Genomic DNA, 14,881 nt, shown 5'->3' with positions numbered 1-14,881 from the left:
TAGCTTCCTAGTTTGTTCTTTGATTTTCATTGAGTATAAATCATTCAATGTAACTGAAAAATTTCTTAACGAAAGATAGAGATAAACCGAAATCAGTAGATCGTATAAAGTGAAAAGGAAGGATTTCAATATGACAAGTTTAAAATTATTAAAAGAAAAAGCACCATTGGTCATTTGTATAACCAATGATGTAGTAAAAAATTTCACAGCAAATGGATTAGTAGCACTGGGCGCCTCACCAGCCATGAGTGAGTTTCCAGCAGATTTAGAGGATTTGTTAAAGTATGCTGGTGGTTTATTAATAAACATAGGAACATTGACAGATGAAAATTGGAAATTATACCAAGCTGCTCTGAAAATTGCAGAGAAATATAATGTCCCAGCAGTTTTAGATCCTGTAGCCTGTGGAGCAGGAGAATATAGAAAAAAAGTAGCAGATGATCTAATCAACAATTATAAACTAGCTGCGATTAGGGGGAATGCTGGAGAGATTGCTTCTTTAGTAGGTATAAATGTGGCATCTAAAGGAGTAGATAGTGCTGGTGTGGATAATATTGATGAGATTGCTCTAGCAGCCAACGCTAAGTTTCATATTCCAATAGTAGTGACTGGAGAAGTTGATGCGATTGCTGTTAATGGAGAAGTGGTAACGATTCATAATGGTAGTGCCATGATGCCAAAAGTCATTGGGACAGGATGTTTATTAGGGGCAGTGGTAGCAAGCTTTATCGGACTAGAAAAAGGTCAAGAATTGAAATCATTAGAAACAGCAATGTTGGTTTACAATATCGCTGGAGAAATGGCAGAAAAACGTCCAAATGGACATCTTCCTGGAACATTTAAAGTTGAATTTATGAATGCCTTATACGAGATTTCAGATGAAGATGTAAAGGAATTCAAAAGAGTGAAGTAAAATGTTTCATAAAGAATTACTAAAACTATATTTTATTTGTGGAACGGCTACTTGCCAAGGAAAAGATCTATATAGAGTCGTTGAGGAAGCCTTAAAAGGTGGTATAACCTTATTTCAATTTCGTGAAAAAGGTGAGGGAGCCTTAGAAGGTAAAGAAAAAGTCGAAGTAGCAATTAAACTACAGGATCTTTGTAAAAAATACAATGTTCCGTTTATTGTTAATGATGATATTGATTTGGCGATGGAAATTGACGCTGATGGCGTACATGTAGGACAAGATGACCTTGGAGTTGATGAAATTAGAAAATTGATGCCAGATAAAATAATTGGTCTTTCTATAAAAAACGAGAAAGAATTTCAACAGTCAAAAGTTGAATATGTAGATTATGTTGGTGTTGGTCCTGTATTTGATACCCAGTCAAAGGATGATGCTGGAGGTGCTATAGGTTATGAAGGTCTTAAATTGATGAGAAAACTATTGCCACAAATGCCCTTAGTTGCAATTGGTGGGATACAGACGCAACATATTAAAGACATTATGAAGACTAATATGGATGGTGTTTCAATCATTTCAGCAATATCGTATGCAAAAAATATAGAAAAAACTGTTCGGGAAATGAGTGAACAATAGGTATCTATCTAACCCAAGAAAGATCTGCTGTCTTTGAGAGTGCAAGGCTGTATTTCCAGTTCAATTTCTTGAACTAGTATAAAATGTGTGTTATAATAATCACATAATTAAATAATAAAGACATTTGGGGTGCTTTAGGCTGAGATGATACCCATTGAACCTGATACAGTTAAGACTGGCGAAGGGAAATGTGAAAAGTTTTTTTCGTATGTCGAAAAGAACGGTCTAATCTTGTAAGCTGAACTCTAATTCCTATCTGTAATTAGAGTTTTTTCTTTTACGAAACTGGATGAAGATGATATAGTAGATTGAAATAAGATGCGAACAAATCAATTAGAAAATTCAAATTAATTTCTAGAAATATTTTAGCATTCTTGTGTACTGTTCTAAATTCAATCTGCTATACAAAGTATTTAGGTCGGTCTTCTTGAGTGCCCCACTTTTCTTTAAAAAAGGAGTTTTTTATGTTGAAAAAATGGCAGTTAAAAGATGTTATCTTGCTTGCTTTCTTGTCTATCTTTTTTGGTGGGGTTTTCGTTGGTTCAGGATATGTGTATAATATTCTCAGCCTACTCTTAACACCTCTTGGTTTGCAGGCCTTTGCCAATGAAATCCTCTTCGGTCTCTGGTGTATGGCTGCGCCCATTGCTGCCATCTTTGTTCCGAGAGTCGGAAGTGCAACGATTGGAGAAGTACTAGCTGCGCTTGCTGAAGTCCTTTATGGTAGCCAATTCGGTCTAGGCGCTCTTTTGTCCGGCTTGGTTCAAGGTTTGGGAAGTGAACTTGGTTTTATCGTAACCAAGAATCGCTATGAAAGTTGGCTCTTTCTAACTGCAATAGTATTGGGATTACGCTTGTTAGCTTTGTCTATGAATACATTAAGTTAGGTTACTACGCCTTTTCTCTTCCGTTTGTCCTTTCCTTGCTTGTGGTACGTTTTATTTCTGTTTATTTCTTCTGTACCATCTTGGTTCGTGCCATTGTCAAACTCTATTATCAGTTTGCAACTGGAGGAAAAGCATAGATGGGTCTGGAATTACGGGAGATTCAGTCCCCAATTTTTTCGGAACCGATTGATTTTACTTTTCATGAGCAAGCTTTTACCTTGTTGGTTGGGAGCAGTGGGTCTGGAAAATCGAGCCTCTTTCAAGTTATTGCCCAAGTTAGTTCTCTTCCCTATAGCGGTCAAGTACTGATAGATGGGAGCGAAGTCAGTCAGCTTTCTATCATCGAACGTGTCCAAACGGTTGGTATTCTCTTTCAAAATCCTAATCATCAATTTACCCTGGAGAGCTTGTTTGAGGAGCTGATTTTCACCTTGGAGAATATCGGCTATCACCTTCAGGAAATTGATTCTAAAATAGCAGAGGTTGTCCAGCAATGTCGTTGCAAGGACATCTTGCACCGTCCCATCCATCACTTATCAGGTGGGGAAAAGCAAAAAGCAGCGCTGGCTGTCCTCTTTGCCATGAATCCTAGGGTCTATCTATTAGATGAGCCCTTCGCTTCCATTGATCGCAAGAGTAGGATAGAGATATTGGAGATTCTAAAAGAGTTGGTCTCTAATGGGAAGACAGTTATTTTGTGCGACCATGATTTATCTGACTATAAAGCCTATATCGACCATATGGTTGAGCTAAGAGATGGACAACTAAGGGAAGTGTTTCAAATCCCTTCCTCTGAGATGACACAGGTTACTTCAAAGGAAGTTGCTTCTAGCCCGGAACTATTCCATATGGATCGAACGACTTGTGAGCTGGATAAGCGCTCCCTCTTTTCGATTATTGATTTCAGATTTTACCAAGGAATTTCCTGTATCCTGGGTGACAATGGTGTCGGGAAATCAACCCTCTTTCGGTCTATTCTTCAATTTCAAAAGTATAAGGGACGCATTACCTGGAAGGGGACAGTCCTGAAAAAGAAAAAGAGTTTGTACCGTGAACTGACGAGTATTGTTCAGGAAGCTGAGAAGCAGTTTATCCGAGTCAGTCTGCGAGAGGAACTTCAATTAGATGGACCTGATTCTGAAAGAAATCAGCGTATTCTTCAAGCCTTACGATATTTTGATTTGGAGCAGTCACTCGATAAGAGTCCCTATCAATTAAGTGGTGGCCAGCAAAAGATTCTTCAGCTCTTGACCATCTTGACTAGTAAGGCTTCCGTGATTTTGCTAGATGAACCTTTTGCAGGTTTGGATGATAGAGCCTGCCATTATTTCTGTCAGTGGATTGTGGAGGAGAGGAATCAAGGAAGAAGTTTTTTGATCATTAGCCATCGTTTAGATCCTTTGATCTCTGTGGTTGATTATTGGATTGAGATGACTAGTCAGGGTCTCAGTCATGTGAAAGAAGTGACCATTGCCAAACCACTCACATCTCAGAGTAGCAATACTCAAGGGGAGGTGAGATAGTATGGTCAAAGTAGCAACCCAGACACCAATTATCAGTCTCTTCTTGCTGATTTTATCCTTGGAAACATCTTTCATTCCTTCGATTGCTCTGAATCTTTCGGTAGTCGCATTCTGTATTCTCTTTATGCTCTATTACCGTCGATTTAAAGTATTGGCTTGGATGATTCTACTCGCCATTTTACCATCTTTTGCCAACTACTGGGCAGTTCAGTTACACGGAGATGCTTCACAGGCAGTCATGCTTGGAACGAGGGCCTTTGTGACCGTTTGTATTGGCCTTGTCTTTATTTCTTCTATTTCCCTAAAAGAGCTTCTCTTGTACTTGGCTCAAAAGGGGCTATCACGGTCATGGGCCTATGCCTTGATTGTGGTATTCAATTCCTTTCCCCTTATCCAGAAAGAAATCAAATCCCTCAAAGAAGCTTGCCTATTACGCGGTCAAGAACTACATTTTTGGTCGCCCTTGATTTACAGTAAGGTTTTGATGACGGTCTTTAGGTGGCGCCATCTTTACCTGAGAGCTCTATCGGCGCATGGATATGACGAACATGCACAGGTGGAGAATAACTATCGGACTTTTTATATTCCTAAAAAAACAAAATTAATCTACCTGCTTTTCTTTTTATTGCTTCAAACCAGTCTATTTTTATAAAGGAGTTATTATGGAATTTACAGATATTGCGATGGAATTATCCAAGGAAGCTTGGCAGGCTTCCTTTCATCATCCCTTTATTTTACAATTACAAGAGGGAAATTTAGAACCTGCCATTTTCCGCTATTACCTGATTCAGGATGCCTACTATCTGAAGGCCTTCTCGGAAATCTATCACCTTTTGGCTGATAAGACTTCAAACCAAGAGATGAAAAGGCTCTTGAAACAAAATGCTCAGGGTTTAGTGGAGGGTGAGTTATTCATCCGCCAACAATTTTTCAAGGAATTGGCAATCAGCGACCAGGAAATGGAGCAACATCCAATCGCTCCAACCTGTTATCATTACATTTCACATATTTATAGGCAATTTGCAGAGCCGAACTTAGCCATTGCCTTTGCAAGTTTGCTGCCTTGTCCTTGGTTATACCATGATATAGGCAAATCACTTAATCTTAAACCATCACCAAATCCTCTCTACCAACAATGGATTGAAACTTATATTACGGATGAGTTAGAGCAGCAGATCAGAGAGGAGGGAGCGCTGGTCAATCAACTCTATCGAGAAAGTGACGAGACAGACAGGAAAAAAATGCTAGATGCCTTCCACATCAGTGTTCATATGGAAGCCAAGTTTTGGGAAATGGCCTACCAACACCAGACATGGAAGAGCGATTTACAGTCTTTAGAAAAAGGAGAATAATAAACATGAGAAAGCACCAATTACAAGTTCACAAATTAACCATTTTATCTATGATGATTGCCCTTGATGTAGTCCTTACACCTATCTTTCGGATTGAGGGAATGGCACCGATGTCCAGTGTAGTCAATATTCTAGCAGGAATCATGATGGGACCTGTTTATGCCTTGGCTATGGCTACAGTGACAGCTTTTATCCGTATGACAACTCAAGGGATTCCACCTTTAGCTCTTACAGGAGCAACTTTTGGAGCCCTCCTGGCAGGTCTCTTTTATAAGTATGGTCGAAAATTTCATTATTCCGCTCTAGGAGAGATTGTGGGAACAGGTATTATTGGTTCTATTGTTTCCTATCCTGTTATGGTACTCTTTACAGGATCGGCTGCTAAGCTTAGCTGGTTTATCTACACTCCTCGATTTTTCGGAGCAACCTTGATTGGTACAGCGATTTCCTTTATTGCTTTTCGATTTTTAATCAAGCAGGAATTCTTTAAAAAAGTGCAGGGATATTTCTTTGGTGAAAGGATAGAATGATGCAGGAATTGATAAATCCTTTTCCTCTGGGAACGAGTTCTCTTATTCACTGTATTACCAATGAGATTTCTTGTGAGATGCTGGCAAATGGGATTTTGGCTCTGGGATGCAAACCTGTCATGGCAGATGATCCCCGTGAGGTTCTTGATTTTACTAAGCAAAGTCAGGCTCTCTTCATCAATTTGGGGCATTTGTCAGCTGAGAAGGAAAAAGCAATCCGCATGGCAGCCTCGTATGCAGCTCAAGTTTCTCTTCCAATGGTAGTAGATGCGGTTGGCGTAACGGTTTCCTCCATTCGTAAGAGCTTAGTTAAAGACCTCTTAGACTATAGCCCAACGGTCCTTAAAGGAAACATGTCAGAAATTCGAAGTCTTGTTGGCTTAAAACACCACGGCGTTGGGGTCGATGCGAGTGCTAAAGATCAAGAAACGGAGGATTTGCTTCAAGTCTTGAAAGACTGGTGTCAGACCTATCCTGGTATGTCATTCTTAGTCACTGGCCCCAAGGACCTTATCGTTTCGAAGAATCAGGTTGCTGTATTGGAGAATGGCTGTGTAGAGTTAGACTGGATAACAGGGACAGGAGACTTGGTTGGAGCCTTAACAGCTGTTTTTCTCAGCCAAGGAAAGACTGGTTTTGAAGCTTCTTGCTTAGCAGTCTCTTATCTCAATATCGCTGCTGAGAAAATAGTTGTTCAAGGACTGGGATTGGAAGAATTTCGTTACCAAGTACTCAATCAGCTTTCGCTCCTCAAAAGAGATGAAAATTGGCTAGATACCATCAAAGGAGAGGTTTATGAATAGAGAAGCACTTAGACTATATCTGGTAACCAATCGTTATCAAGATTCCGTGGAAAGCTTTCTTGCAAAAGTTGAGACGGCCTGCCGTTCAGGGGTTATCATAGTCCAATTGCGAGAAAAAAATCTCACAACCAATCAATATTATCAACTGGCAAAACAAGTCAAGGAAATAACAGATGCTTATCAGGTACCCTTGATAATCGATGATCGGTTGGATGTTTGTCTTGCGGTTGATGCAGCAGGTCTGCATATCGGAGATGATGAATTACCAGTTTCGGTAGCTCGCAAAGTCTTGGGTCCTGAAAAAATCCTCGGTGTCACCGCTAAAACGGTTAAAAGAGCTCTGGAAGCGGAGAAATCAGGTGCAGATTACTTGGGGACAGGAGCCATTTTCCCAACCACCACCAAGGAAAATGCGCCCATTACTCTGATATCGACCTTGAAAACAATTTGCCAAACGGTCGCCATTCCAGTAGTTGCTATTGGCGGCTTGACATCAGAGAATATTGATCAGCTTATGGACACGGGTATAGCTGGTGTAGCTGTAGTGCGTGATTTGATGCAGGCAGAAGATATTGAGGCAAAAACGCAAGCCTTTTTAACAAAGTTGCATGACATTATTTCCTAACTAATACTCAATGAAAATCAAAGAGTAAACTAGAAAGCTAGCCGCAGCTTGCCCAAAGCCCTGCCTTGAGGTTTTAGATAAGACTGACGAAGTCAGCTCAAAACAGTGTTTTGAGGTTGCAGATGGAAGCTGACGTAGTTTGAAGAGATTTTCGAAGAGTATAAAAACTCTCTAATTCCCTTAAAGTGGGAACTAGAGAGTTTTTTTCTTAATCTTTAAAACTTGTATGGTTGACTGGGCCAGAACCATGACCGAGTTGAGGGGCGTCTTGGATGGCTTTCGTGATAAAGGCCTTGGCCTTATCAACTGCCTGGTAAAGGCTCTTTCCCTTGGCTAGTTCAGCCGTAATCACTGCAGCAAATGTACATCCAGTACCATGGGTGTGACAGGTTTGAATTCGTGGGCTTTCCCAGACAAATTGATCATCCTTGGTAAAGAGGAAATCTTTAGCACCACCTTCGAGATGGCCACCTTTGATGACCACAGACTGAGGACCAAATTCTTTTAAAATCAGGCGACCAGCACGCTGCATGTCTTCGGGGTCATGGATTGAAAAACCAACAATCTCTTCTGCCTCAGGAAGATTTGGCGTGATAATGGTTGCAAGGGGAAGCAGGTTTGTTTTGAGATAGTCTCTAGCAACTGAGTCGATCAAGGCATCTCCGCTAGTCGCTACCATAACTGGATCTAAAACATAGGGACAATCCAGCTTTTTAAGATAGGGCTGGATGATTTCCATGATTTCGGTAGTTGCCAACATCCCAGTTTTTACAGCCTGAGGTGGAATATCAGAAAAGACACTGTCCAATTGGGCTTTCAACATTTGAGGAGAAACGTGCTCGATCAATTGAACACCTCTGGTATTTTGAGCGACAAGACTGGTTACAACAGCCATTCCATAGACATCTCTAGCTTGGAACGACTTTAAGTCAGCCATAATGCCAGCACCACCACTAGGGTCAGTACCTGCAATGGTCAAAGCAACGGGTAAATAAGTCATCTAAAACCTCCCAACCAACTGAAGTTTGTATTCTTAAGAACAAGCTAATCTGTTTCAGGAAGGCAATAGAAGACTGCTAGTCCCCATTATCATTTCCACTTCCATCAGCTAGCATTACCTAGATTGAGTCAGAGGGATCTAACAGTCGTTAATCTCAGCTTTACGCACCCCTAGTGGTTGTTTTCTTTTTTCTTTAGTATAGCATATTTTTATTGTTTATATAGTAATATTTGACTGAAAATTGTTTACTAAATAGTTAAAAATTTATTTTTAGAAGTAATAAGCATTTTAATAATTGACAATTGTAGATTTTAAGAGTATACTGACAATTGTAATCGACAAATGTAGATTTTGGAGGTGTGATGATGCAGATTTCAGATGCAGAATGGCAGGTCATGAAGATTATTTGGATGCAGGGGGAGCAGACCAGTTCAGATTTGATTAGGGTTCTGGCGGAGCGGTTTGACTGGTCCAAGTCCACAGTTCAAACTCTTTTGGCTCGTTTGGTTGAGAAAGAGTGTCTGACGAGGAAAAAAGAAGGCAAGTCCTTTGTCTATTCAGCCCTTTTAACTTTGGACCAAAGTCGGGATTTACTTGTCCAAGATATTAAGGACAAGGTTTGTTCCCGTAGGATTAAGAACTTGTTGGCTGATTTGATTACTGAATGTGATTTTACTCAGGCTGACTTGGAAGACTTGGAAGCTGTGATTTCTGAGAAGAAATCAAGCGCTGTAACAGAAGTAAAATGTAATTGTATGTAAAGGAGACGTCATGTTAAATAGTATTGTAACCATTATTTGTATTGCCCTTATCGCGTTTATCTTGTTTTGGTTTTTCAAAAAGCCTGAAAAATCTGGACAAAAGACCCAGCAAAAAAAGGGCTACCAAGAGATTCGAGTGGAAGTCATGGGAGGCTATACGCCTGAGTTGATTATTCTCAAGAAATCAGTGCCAGCCCGCATTGTCTTTGACCGCAAGGATCCTTCACCCTGTCTGGATCAAATTGTTTTTCCAGATTTTGGTGTACATGCGAACCTGCCAATGGGGGAAGAGTATGTAGTGGAAATCACGCCTGAGCAGGCTGGAGAGTTTGGCTTTGCTTGTGGTATGAACATGATGCACGGCAAGATGATTGTAGAGTAGGTGGAGACTATGACAGAAATTGTAAAAGCAAGTCTTGAAAATGGTGTTCAAAAAATCCGTATCACGGCAGACAAAGGCTATCATCCAGCCCATATTCAGCTTCAAAAGGGAATTCCAGCTGAGATTACCTTTCATCGTGTGACTCCTTCAAACTGTTATAAGGAAATTCTTTTTGAGGAAGAAGGCATCTTGGAACCAATCGGCGTAGACGAAGAGAAGACAATTCGTTTTACTCCTCAAGAATTAGGCCAACATGAATTTTCTTGTGGCATGAAGATGCAAAAGGGGAGTTATACCGTAGTTGAGAAGACTCGAAAATCTCTATCACTTTTACAGCGTTTTTGGATTACTAGTATCTTTACTGTGCCTCTTGTGATTCTCATGATTGGGATGTCGACAGGAGGAATTAGTCACCAAGTCCTGCGTTGGGGAACCTTTTTAGCCACAACACCGATTATGCTAGTAGCAGGTGGTCCTTATATCCAAAGTGCTTGGGCTAGTTTTAAAAAGCACAATGCCAACATGGATACCTTGGTTGCGCTGGGAACCCTAGTGGCCTATTTCTATAGCTTAGTTGCCCTCTTCGCTGGCCTCCCCGTTTACTTTGAAAGTGCTGCATTTATCTTCTTCTTCGTTCTTATGGGAGCCGTTTTTGAGGAGAAAATGCGGAAAAATACTTCCCAAGCTGTGGAGAAATTACTTGACTTGCAGGCTAAAACTGCAGAAGTCTTGCGTGAGGATAACTATGTTCAAGTTCCCTTGGAGCAAGTCAAGGTAGGTGACCTGATTCGAGTGCGTCCCGGTGAAAAGATTGCGGTTGATGGTGTCGTAGTAGAAGGTGTCTCTAGTATTGATGAGTCTATGGTGACAGGTGAGAGTCTGCCTGTGGACAAGACAGTTGGAGATACTGTCATTGGCTCAACCATCAATAATAGTGGAACACTTGTTTTTAGAGCAGAAAAAGTCGGTTCAGAGACTGTTTTGGCTCAGATTGTGGATTTTGTGAAGAAAGCTCAGACAAGTCGTGCGCCGATTCAGGACTTGACGGATAAAATTTCAGGGATTTTTGTCCCAGCAGTTGTCATTTTAGGGATTGTGACCTTTTGGGTTTGGTTCGTCTTGCTCAGGGATAGTGTAGTTGTGCTTGGGTCGAGCTTTGTGTCTTCGCTTCTCTATGGAGTAGCAGTTCTGATTATTGCCTGCCCTTGTGCATTGGGACTTGCAACACCGACAGCCCTTATGGTGGGGACAGGTCGCAGTGCCAAGATGGGAGTTCTCCTCAAAAATGGAACGGTTCTACAGGAAATCCAGAAAGTTCAAACTATCGTCTTTGATAAGACCGGGACTTTGACGGAAGGGAAACCTGTGGTCACAGATATCATCGGCGACGAAGTAGAAGTGCTTGGATTGGCAGCTTCCTTGGAAGAAGCTTCTCAACACCCACTGGCTGAAGCCGTTGTGAAACGAGCGAGTGAAGCTGGACTTGAGTTTCACACTGTTGAAAATTTCCAAGCCTTGCACGGAAAAGGTGTCTCAGGGCAAATCAATGGAAAACAAGTTTTGCTTGGAAATGCTAAAATGCTGGATGGCATGAACATTTCTAGCACTTATCAAGATAAACTAGAAGAACTAGAAAAAGAAGCTAAGACAGTTGTGTTCTTGGCTGTTGACAATGAAATCAAAGGCTTGCTTGCACTACAAGATATTCCCAAGGAAAATGCCAAGCTAGCCATCAGTCAGTTGAAAAAGCGTGGCCTTAAAACAGTCATGCTGACAGGAGATAATGCAGGTGTGGCGCGTGCTATTGCCGATCAGATCGGAATCGAAGAGGTCATTGCAGGTGTCTTGCCAGAAGAAAAAGCCCATGAAATTCATAAACTACAATCAGCTGGTAAAGTAGCCTTTGTTGGGGACGGTATCAATGATGCCCCTGCCCTCAGTGTAGCAGATGTGGGAATTGCTATGGGGGCTGGAACAGATATTGCCATCGAGTCAGCAGATTTAGTGTTGACAACCAATAACCTCCTAGGCGTGGTGCGTGCCTTTGACATGAGTAAGAAAACCTTTAATCGAATTCTGCTCAATCTTTTCTGGGCCTTTATCTACAATGTCGTCGGAATTCCGATTGCAGCAGGAGTCTTTTCTGGTGTTGGACTGGCGCTCACTCCAGAATTGGCAGGTCTAGCCATGGCCTTTAGTTCTGTATCTGTTCTGACTAGTTCACTCTTACTAAACTTTAGTAAAATAGACTAAAAGTAATGACTAGATTTCTTTGTTATAAAACAGGAATGGCAGCACTTTCAAAACTGTATTAGAATAGAAAGTAGAGAGTTTTGAGCAGATTTTTAGAAAAGTCAACATAAATATGATATAGTGGAATAGTAAAAATTTGGAGAACGTTTCCAATTCTATGTAATCGTATTCTCCAAGTCTAAAAAATTGAAGGAGAGTTATCACTATGACTCAAGGAAAAATTACTGCATCTGCAGCAATGCTTAACGTATTGAAAACATGGGGCGTAGATACAATCTACGGTATCCCATCAGGAACACTCAGCTCATTGATGGACGCTTTGGCTGAAGACAAAGATATCCGCTTCTTGCAAGTTCGCCATGAAGAGACAGGTTCTCTTGCAGCGGTTATGCAAGCTAAATTCGGTGGCTCAATCGGGGTTGCAGTTGGTTCAGGTGGTCCAGGTGCGACTCACTTGATTAACGGTGTTTACGATGCAGCTATGGATAACACTCCATTCCTAGCGATCCTTGGATCACGTCCAGTTAATGAATTGAACATGGATGCTTTCCAAGAATTGAACCAAAACCCAATGTACAACGGTATCGCTGTATACAACAAACGCGTAGCTTACGCTGAGCAATTACCAAAAGTAATCGACGAAGCTTGCCGTGCTGCAGTCTCTAAAAAAGGTCCAGCTGTTGTGGAAATCCCAGTAAACTTTGGTTTCCAAGAAATCGACGAAAACTCATACTATGGATCAGGTTCATACGAGCGTTCATTTATCGCTCCTGCTTTGAACGAAGTTGAAATCGACAAAGCTGTTGAAATCTTGAACAATGCTGAACGTCCAGTTATCTATGCTGGTTACGGTGGTGTTAAAGCTGGTGAAGTGATCACTGAATTGTCACGTAAAATCAAAGCACCAATTATCACAACTGGTAAAAACTTTGAAGCTTTCGAATGGAACTATGAAGGTTTGACAGGTTCTGCTTACCGTGTTGGTTGGAAGCCAGCCAACGAAGTGGTCTTTGAAGCAGACACAGTTCTTTTCCTTGGTTCAAACTTCCCATTTGCTGAAGTTTACGAAGCATTCAAGAACACTGAAAAATTCATTCAAGTTGATATTGACCCTTACAAACTTGGTAAACGTCACGCCCTTGACGCTTCAATCCTTGGTGATGCAGGTCAAGCAGCCAAAGCAATCCTTGACAAAGTGAATCCAGTTGAATCTACTCCATGGTGGCGTGCAAACGTGAAGAACAACCAAAACTGGCGTGATTACATGAACAAACTCGAAGGTAAAACTGAGGGTGAATTGCAATTGTATCAAGTTTACAATGCAATCAACAAACATGCTGATCAAGACGCTATCTACTCAATCGACGTAGGTGACACTACTCAAACATCTACTCGTCACCTTCACATGACACCTAAGAACATGTGGCGTACATCTCCACTCTTTGCGACAATGGGTATTGCCCTTCCTGGTGGTATCGCTGCTAAGAAAGACAATCCAGATCGCCAAGTATGGAACATCATGGGTGACGGTGCATTCAACATGTGCTACCCAGACGTTATCACAAACGTTCAATACGACCTTCCAGTTATCAACGTTGTCTTCTCAAATGGTAAATATGCCTTCATCAAGGACAAATACGAAGACACAAACAAACACTTGTTTGGTTGTGACTTCTCTAATGCTGACTATGCGAAAATCGCTGAAGCGCAAGGTGCTGTAGGATTTACAGTTGACCGTATCGAAGACATCGATGCAGTTGTTGCAGAAGCTGTTAAACTCAACAAAGAAGGTAAAACTATTGTAATCGATGCTCGCATCACTCCACACCGTCCACTTCCAGTAGAAGTACTTGAATTGGATCCAAAACTTCACTCAGAAGAAGCTATCAAAGCCTTCAAGGAAAAATACGAAGCAGAAGAACTCGTACCATTCCGTCTCTTCTTGGAAGAAGAAGGGTTACAATCACGCGCAATTAAATAATTCCTCTCGCCGAAAATCAAATATGAAACTTGTAGACTTTATTCTTTGATTTTCATAGAGCGGAACTTTAAAAGATCGGAGCAATCCGGTCTTTTTATGGAGGAGAGTAAATGAATTTAAATCAATTAGATATTATCGTTTCAAATGTTCCCCAAGTTTGTACTGACTTGGAGCATATATTGGATAAAAAGGCAGATTATGCTGATGATGGTTTTGCTCAGTTTACGATTGGCAGTCACTGTCTGATGTTGTCTCAAAATCATTTGGTTCCTTTGGAAAACTTTCAGTCAGGAATCATTCTTCATATCGAGGTTGAGGATCTAAATCAGAATTACCAACGTTTAAAAGAGATTGATGTCGAGATTTTACACGGTATTTGTGAAACGGATTGGGGAACAGAGTCCTTATTAGTTAAAGGTCCTGCTGGTCTAGTGATTGATTTTTATCGTATGAAATAAGGTGCTTAGTCATTTGACGTTAACCTTAGCTATTTTTAAAACAGAAATTGAGAATACGAACTATTGAAAAGATCGGAGCAATCCGGTCTTTTTATTATAAAGAAATTGCATATAATACTCATATGCTTTCAAAAAGCATTCTAGTCCATCTCCGATTAACGATGGACTTTATCACCTCCTTCTCCAGTCCTTGTATAACATCTTGAAGTTGATTCATGATATCTTCCAATATGGGCATCAACAGCTCCATAACAATAGCGAAATTCTCGTATATAGTGACTATGGACATGTGGACCTACTCCTATTGGAGCCCAACAAGATCCCAGTTTACTGATTCTACCGAAACCAGCCTCATCTTGGTACATCAAGCGAACCTTACGAAAATGCCTACTGGTTTTAAAGCGCTTTCTTGTCTTCTTGAATTGAGATTTTATTTTTAGACGCGACAATGGTTTGAGAGTCTGCTTTCTTGGGATGTTCTGGACGTGGCCTAATATTTCGCCAACCATGGCACTTCAAGAGTTGATAAAAGGCATCACGTGTGTAGGAAGAACCTAACTCCTTTGTATAAGCCTGAAATAAGGCATCAATTGTAACAAATTCTCCTGCCTCTGCAGCCTTCAAATGACGGGCAAGAAAGGCTTTCTCTATATATGCATGGTTACGACCACCACGTGTTTCTTGAAGGAGAGAATCGAGTCCGAACTCCTCATATTTTTTTACAGTTGGCCAAATCGTTGTTTGATTACAGTCTAATACTATCCTAAAATCAAAAAACATCT

At 40.8% G+C, this 14,881-nt stretch carries 14 protein-coding genes, 2 pseudogenes and 2 riboswitches; of the genes and pseudogenes, 14 read left to right on the top strand and 2 right to left on the bottom strand.

All coding sequences use genetic code 11. From position 1 onward, the window contains the following. The first annotated feature begins 130 nt into the window (after window positions 1-130). From thiM to thiE (HT671_RS07110), 9 genes and pseudogenes are all read left to right on the top strand, one after another. Window positions 131-913 (top strand): hydroxyethylthiazole kinase, encoded by a 783-nt coding sequence (gene thiM / locus HT671_RS07150; protein WP_166735412.1) that lies wholly within the window; start codon window positions 131-133, stop codon window positions 911-913. A gap of 1 nt (window position 914) precedes the next feature. Further along, window positions 915-1,544 (top strand): thiamine phosphate synthase, encoded by a 630-nt coding sequence (gene thiE, locus HT671_RS07145; protein WP_055386815.1) that lies wholly within the window; start codon window positions 915-917, stop codon window positions 1,542-1,544. Window positions 1,545-1,659: 115 nt separating this feature from the next. After that, window positions 1,660-1,748: riboswitch (TPP riboswitch) on the top strand. Window positions 1,749-2,008: 260 nt separating this feature from the next. After that, window positions 2,009-2,568 (top strand): annotated as a pseudogene (locus HT671_RS07140) (ECF transporter S component). Beyond that, on the top strand, window positions 2,569-3,954 hold the full coding sequence (locus HT671_RS07135) for an ABC transporter ATP-binding protein (protein WP_138703457.1): 1,386 nt from the start codon (window positions 2,569-2,571) through the stop codon (window positions 3,952-3,954). It abuts the pseudogene before it with no gap. A 1-nt stretch (window position 3,955) separates the two neighbouring features. Next, window positions 3,956-4,606 carry an energy-coupling factor transporter transmembrane component T gene (locus HT671_RS07130; protein ID WP_138702933.1) on the top strand — a complete coding sequence of 217 codons (651 nt, stop codon included), beginning with the start codon at window positions 3,956-3,958 and terminating at the stop codon, window positions 4,604-4,606. Between the two features lie 10 nt (window positions 4,607-4,616). Next, window positions 4,617-5,306, top strand: a complete 690-nt coding sequence (tenA, locus tag HT671_RS07125) for a thiaminase II (protein ID WP_000397182.1) — start codon at window positions 4,617-4,619, stop codon at window positions 5,304-5,306. A 5-nt stretch (window positions 5,307-5,311) separates the two neighbouring features. Further along, entirely contained in the window at window positions 5,312-5,836 is a 525-nt protein-coding gene (thiW, locus tag HT671_RS07120; RefSeq protein WP_001225551.1) for an energy coupling factor transporter S component ThiW, read from the top strand. Next, entirely contained in the window at window positions 5,836-6,639 is an 804-nt protein-coding gene (locus HT671_RS07115; RefSeq protein WP_138703458.1) for a hydroxyethylthiazole kinase, read from the top strand. The genes thiW and HT671_RS07115 overlap by 1 nt, the downstream gene beginning before the upstream one ends. Next, complete coding sequence (gene thiE / locus HT671_RS07110; RefSeq protein WP_138703459.1) at window positions 6,632-7,264, top strand: thiamine phosphate synthase; 633 nt, start codon at window positions 6,632-6,634, stop codon at window positions 7,262-7,264. The genes HT671_RS07115 and thiE (HT671_RS07110) overlap by 8 nt, the downstream gene beginning before the upstream one ends. Before the next feature lie 208 nt (window positions 7,265-7,472). Here thiE (HT671_RS07110) and thiD read toward each other — a convergent pair whose 3' ends face one another. Beyond that, on the bottom strand, window positions 7,473-8,264 hold the full coding sequence (gene thiD, locus HT671_RS07105; protein WP_000221735.1) for a bifunctional hydroxymethylpyrimidine kinase/phosphomethylpyrimidine kinase: 792 nt from the start codon (window positions 8,262-8,264) through the stop codon (window positions 7,473-7,475). Window positions 8,265-8,347: 83 nt separating this feature from the next. Further along, a riboswitch (TPP riboswitch) is annotated at window positions 8,348-8,446 on the bottom strand. A gap of 183 nt (window positions 8,447-8,629) precedes the next feature. Between thiD and HT671_RS07100 the strand changes: the two genes are divergently transcribed. The 5 genes from HT671_RS07100 (at window position 8,630) to HT671_RS07080 (ending at window position 14,099) form a co-directional block, all read left to right on the top strand. Next, complete coding sequence (locus HT671_RS07100) at window positions 8,630-9,025, top strand: CopY/TcrY family copper transport repressor (RefSeq protein ID WP_138703462.1); 396 nt, start codon at window positions 8,630-8,632, stop codon at window positions 9,023-9,025. A 10-nt stretch (window positions 9,026-9,035) separates the two neighbouring features. Further along, window positions 9,036-9,407 carry a cupredoxin domain-containing protein gene (locus HT671_RS07095; protein WP_138703460.1) on the top strand — a complete coding sequence of 124 codons (372 nt, stop codon included), beginning with the start codon at window positions 9,036-9,038 and terminating at the stop codon, window positions 9,405-9,407. A 9-nt stretch (window positions 9,408-9,416) separates the two neighbouring features. Further along, the gene (locus HT671_RS07090; protein ID WP_138703461.1) at window positions 9,417-11,660 is read left to right on the top strand and encodes a heavy metal translocating P-type ATPase; all 2,244 of its coding nucleotides are present in this window, start codon (window positions 9,417-9,419) and stop codon (window positions 11,658-11,660) included. Between the two features lie 205 nt (window positions 11,661-11,865). After that, window positions 11,866-13,641, top strand: coding sequence for a pyruvate oxidase (gene spxB, locus HT671_RS07085; protein ID WP_023941447.1), 1,776 nt, complete (start codon window positions 11,866-11,868; stop codon window positions 13,639-13,641). A 110-nt stretch (window positions 13,642-13,751) separates the two neighbouring features. Beyond that, window positions 13,752-14,099, top strand: a complete 348-nt coding sequence (locus HT671_RS07080; protein ID WP_172923102.1) for a VOC family protein — start codon at window positions 13,752-13,754, stop codon at window positions 14,097-14,099. Between the two features lie 118 nt (window positions 14,100-14,217). On the opposite strand, the pseudogene HT671_RS07075 reads toward HT671_RS07080, so the two are convergent. Next, window positions 14,218-14,881 (bottom strand): annotated as a pseudogene (locus HT671_RS07075) (winged helix-turn-helix domain-containing protein); the annotation flags it as partial.

It is taken from the genome of Streptococcus sp. 2741 (assembly GCF_013276315.1).
Lineage (GTDB): Bacteria > Bacillota > Bacilli > Lactobacillales > Streptococcaceae > Streptococcus > Streptococcus pseudopneumoniae.
Note: the sequence above shows the minus strand (reverse complement) of the source record. Positions and strands in the feature narration are given on the sequence as shown.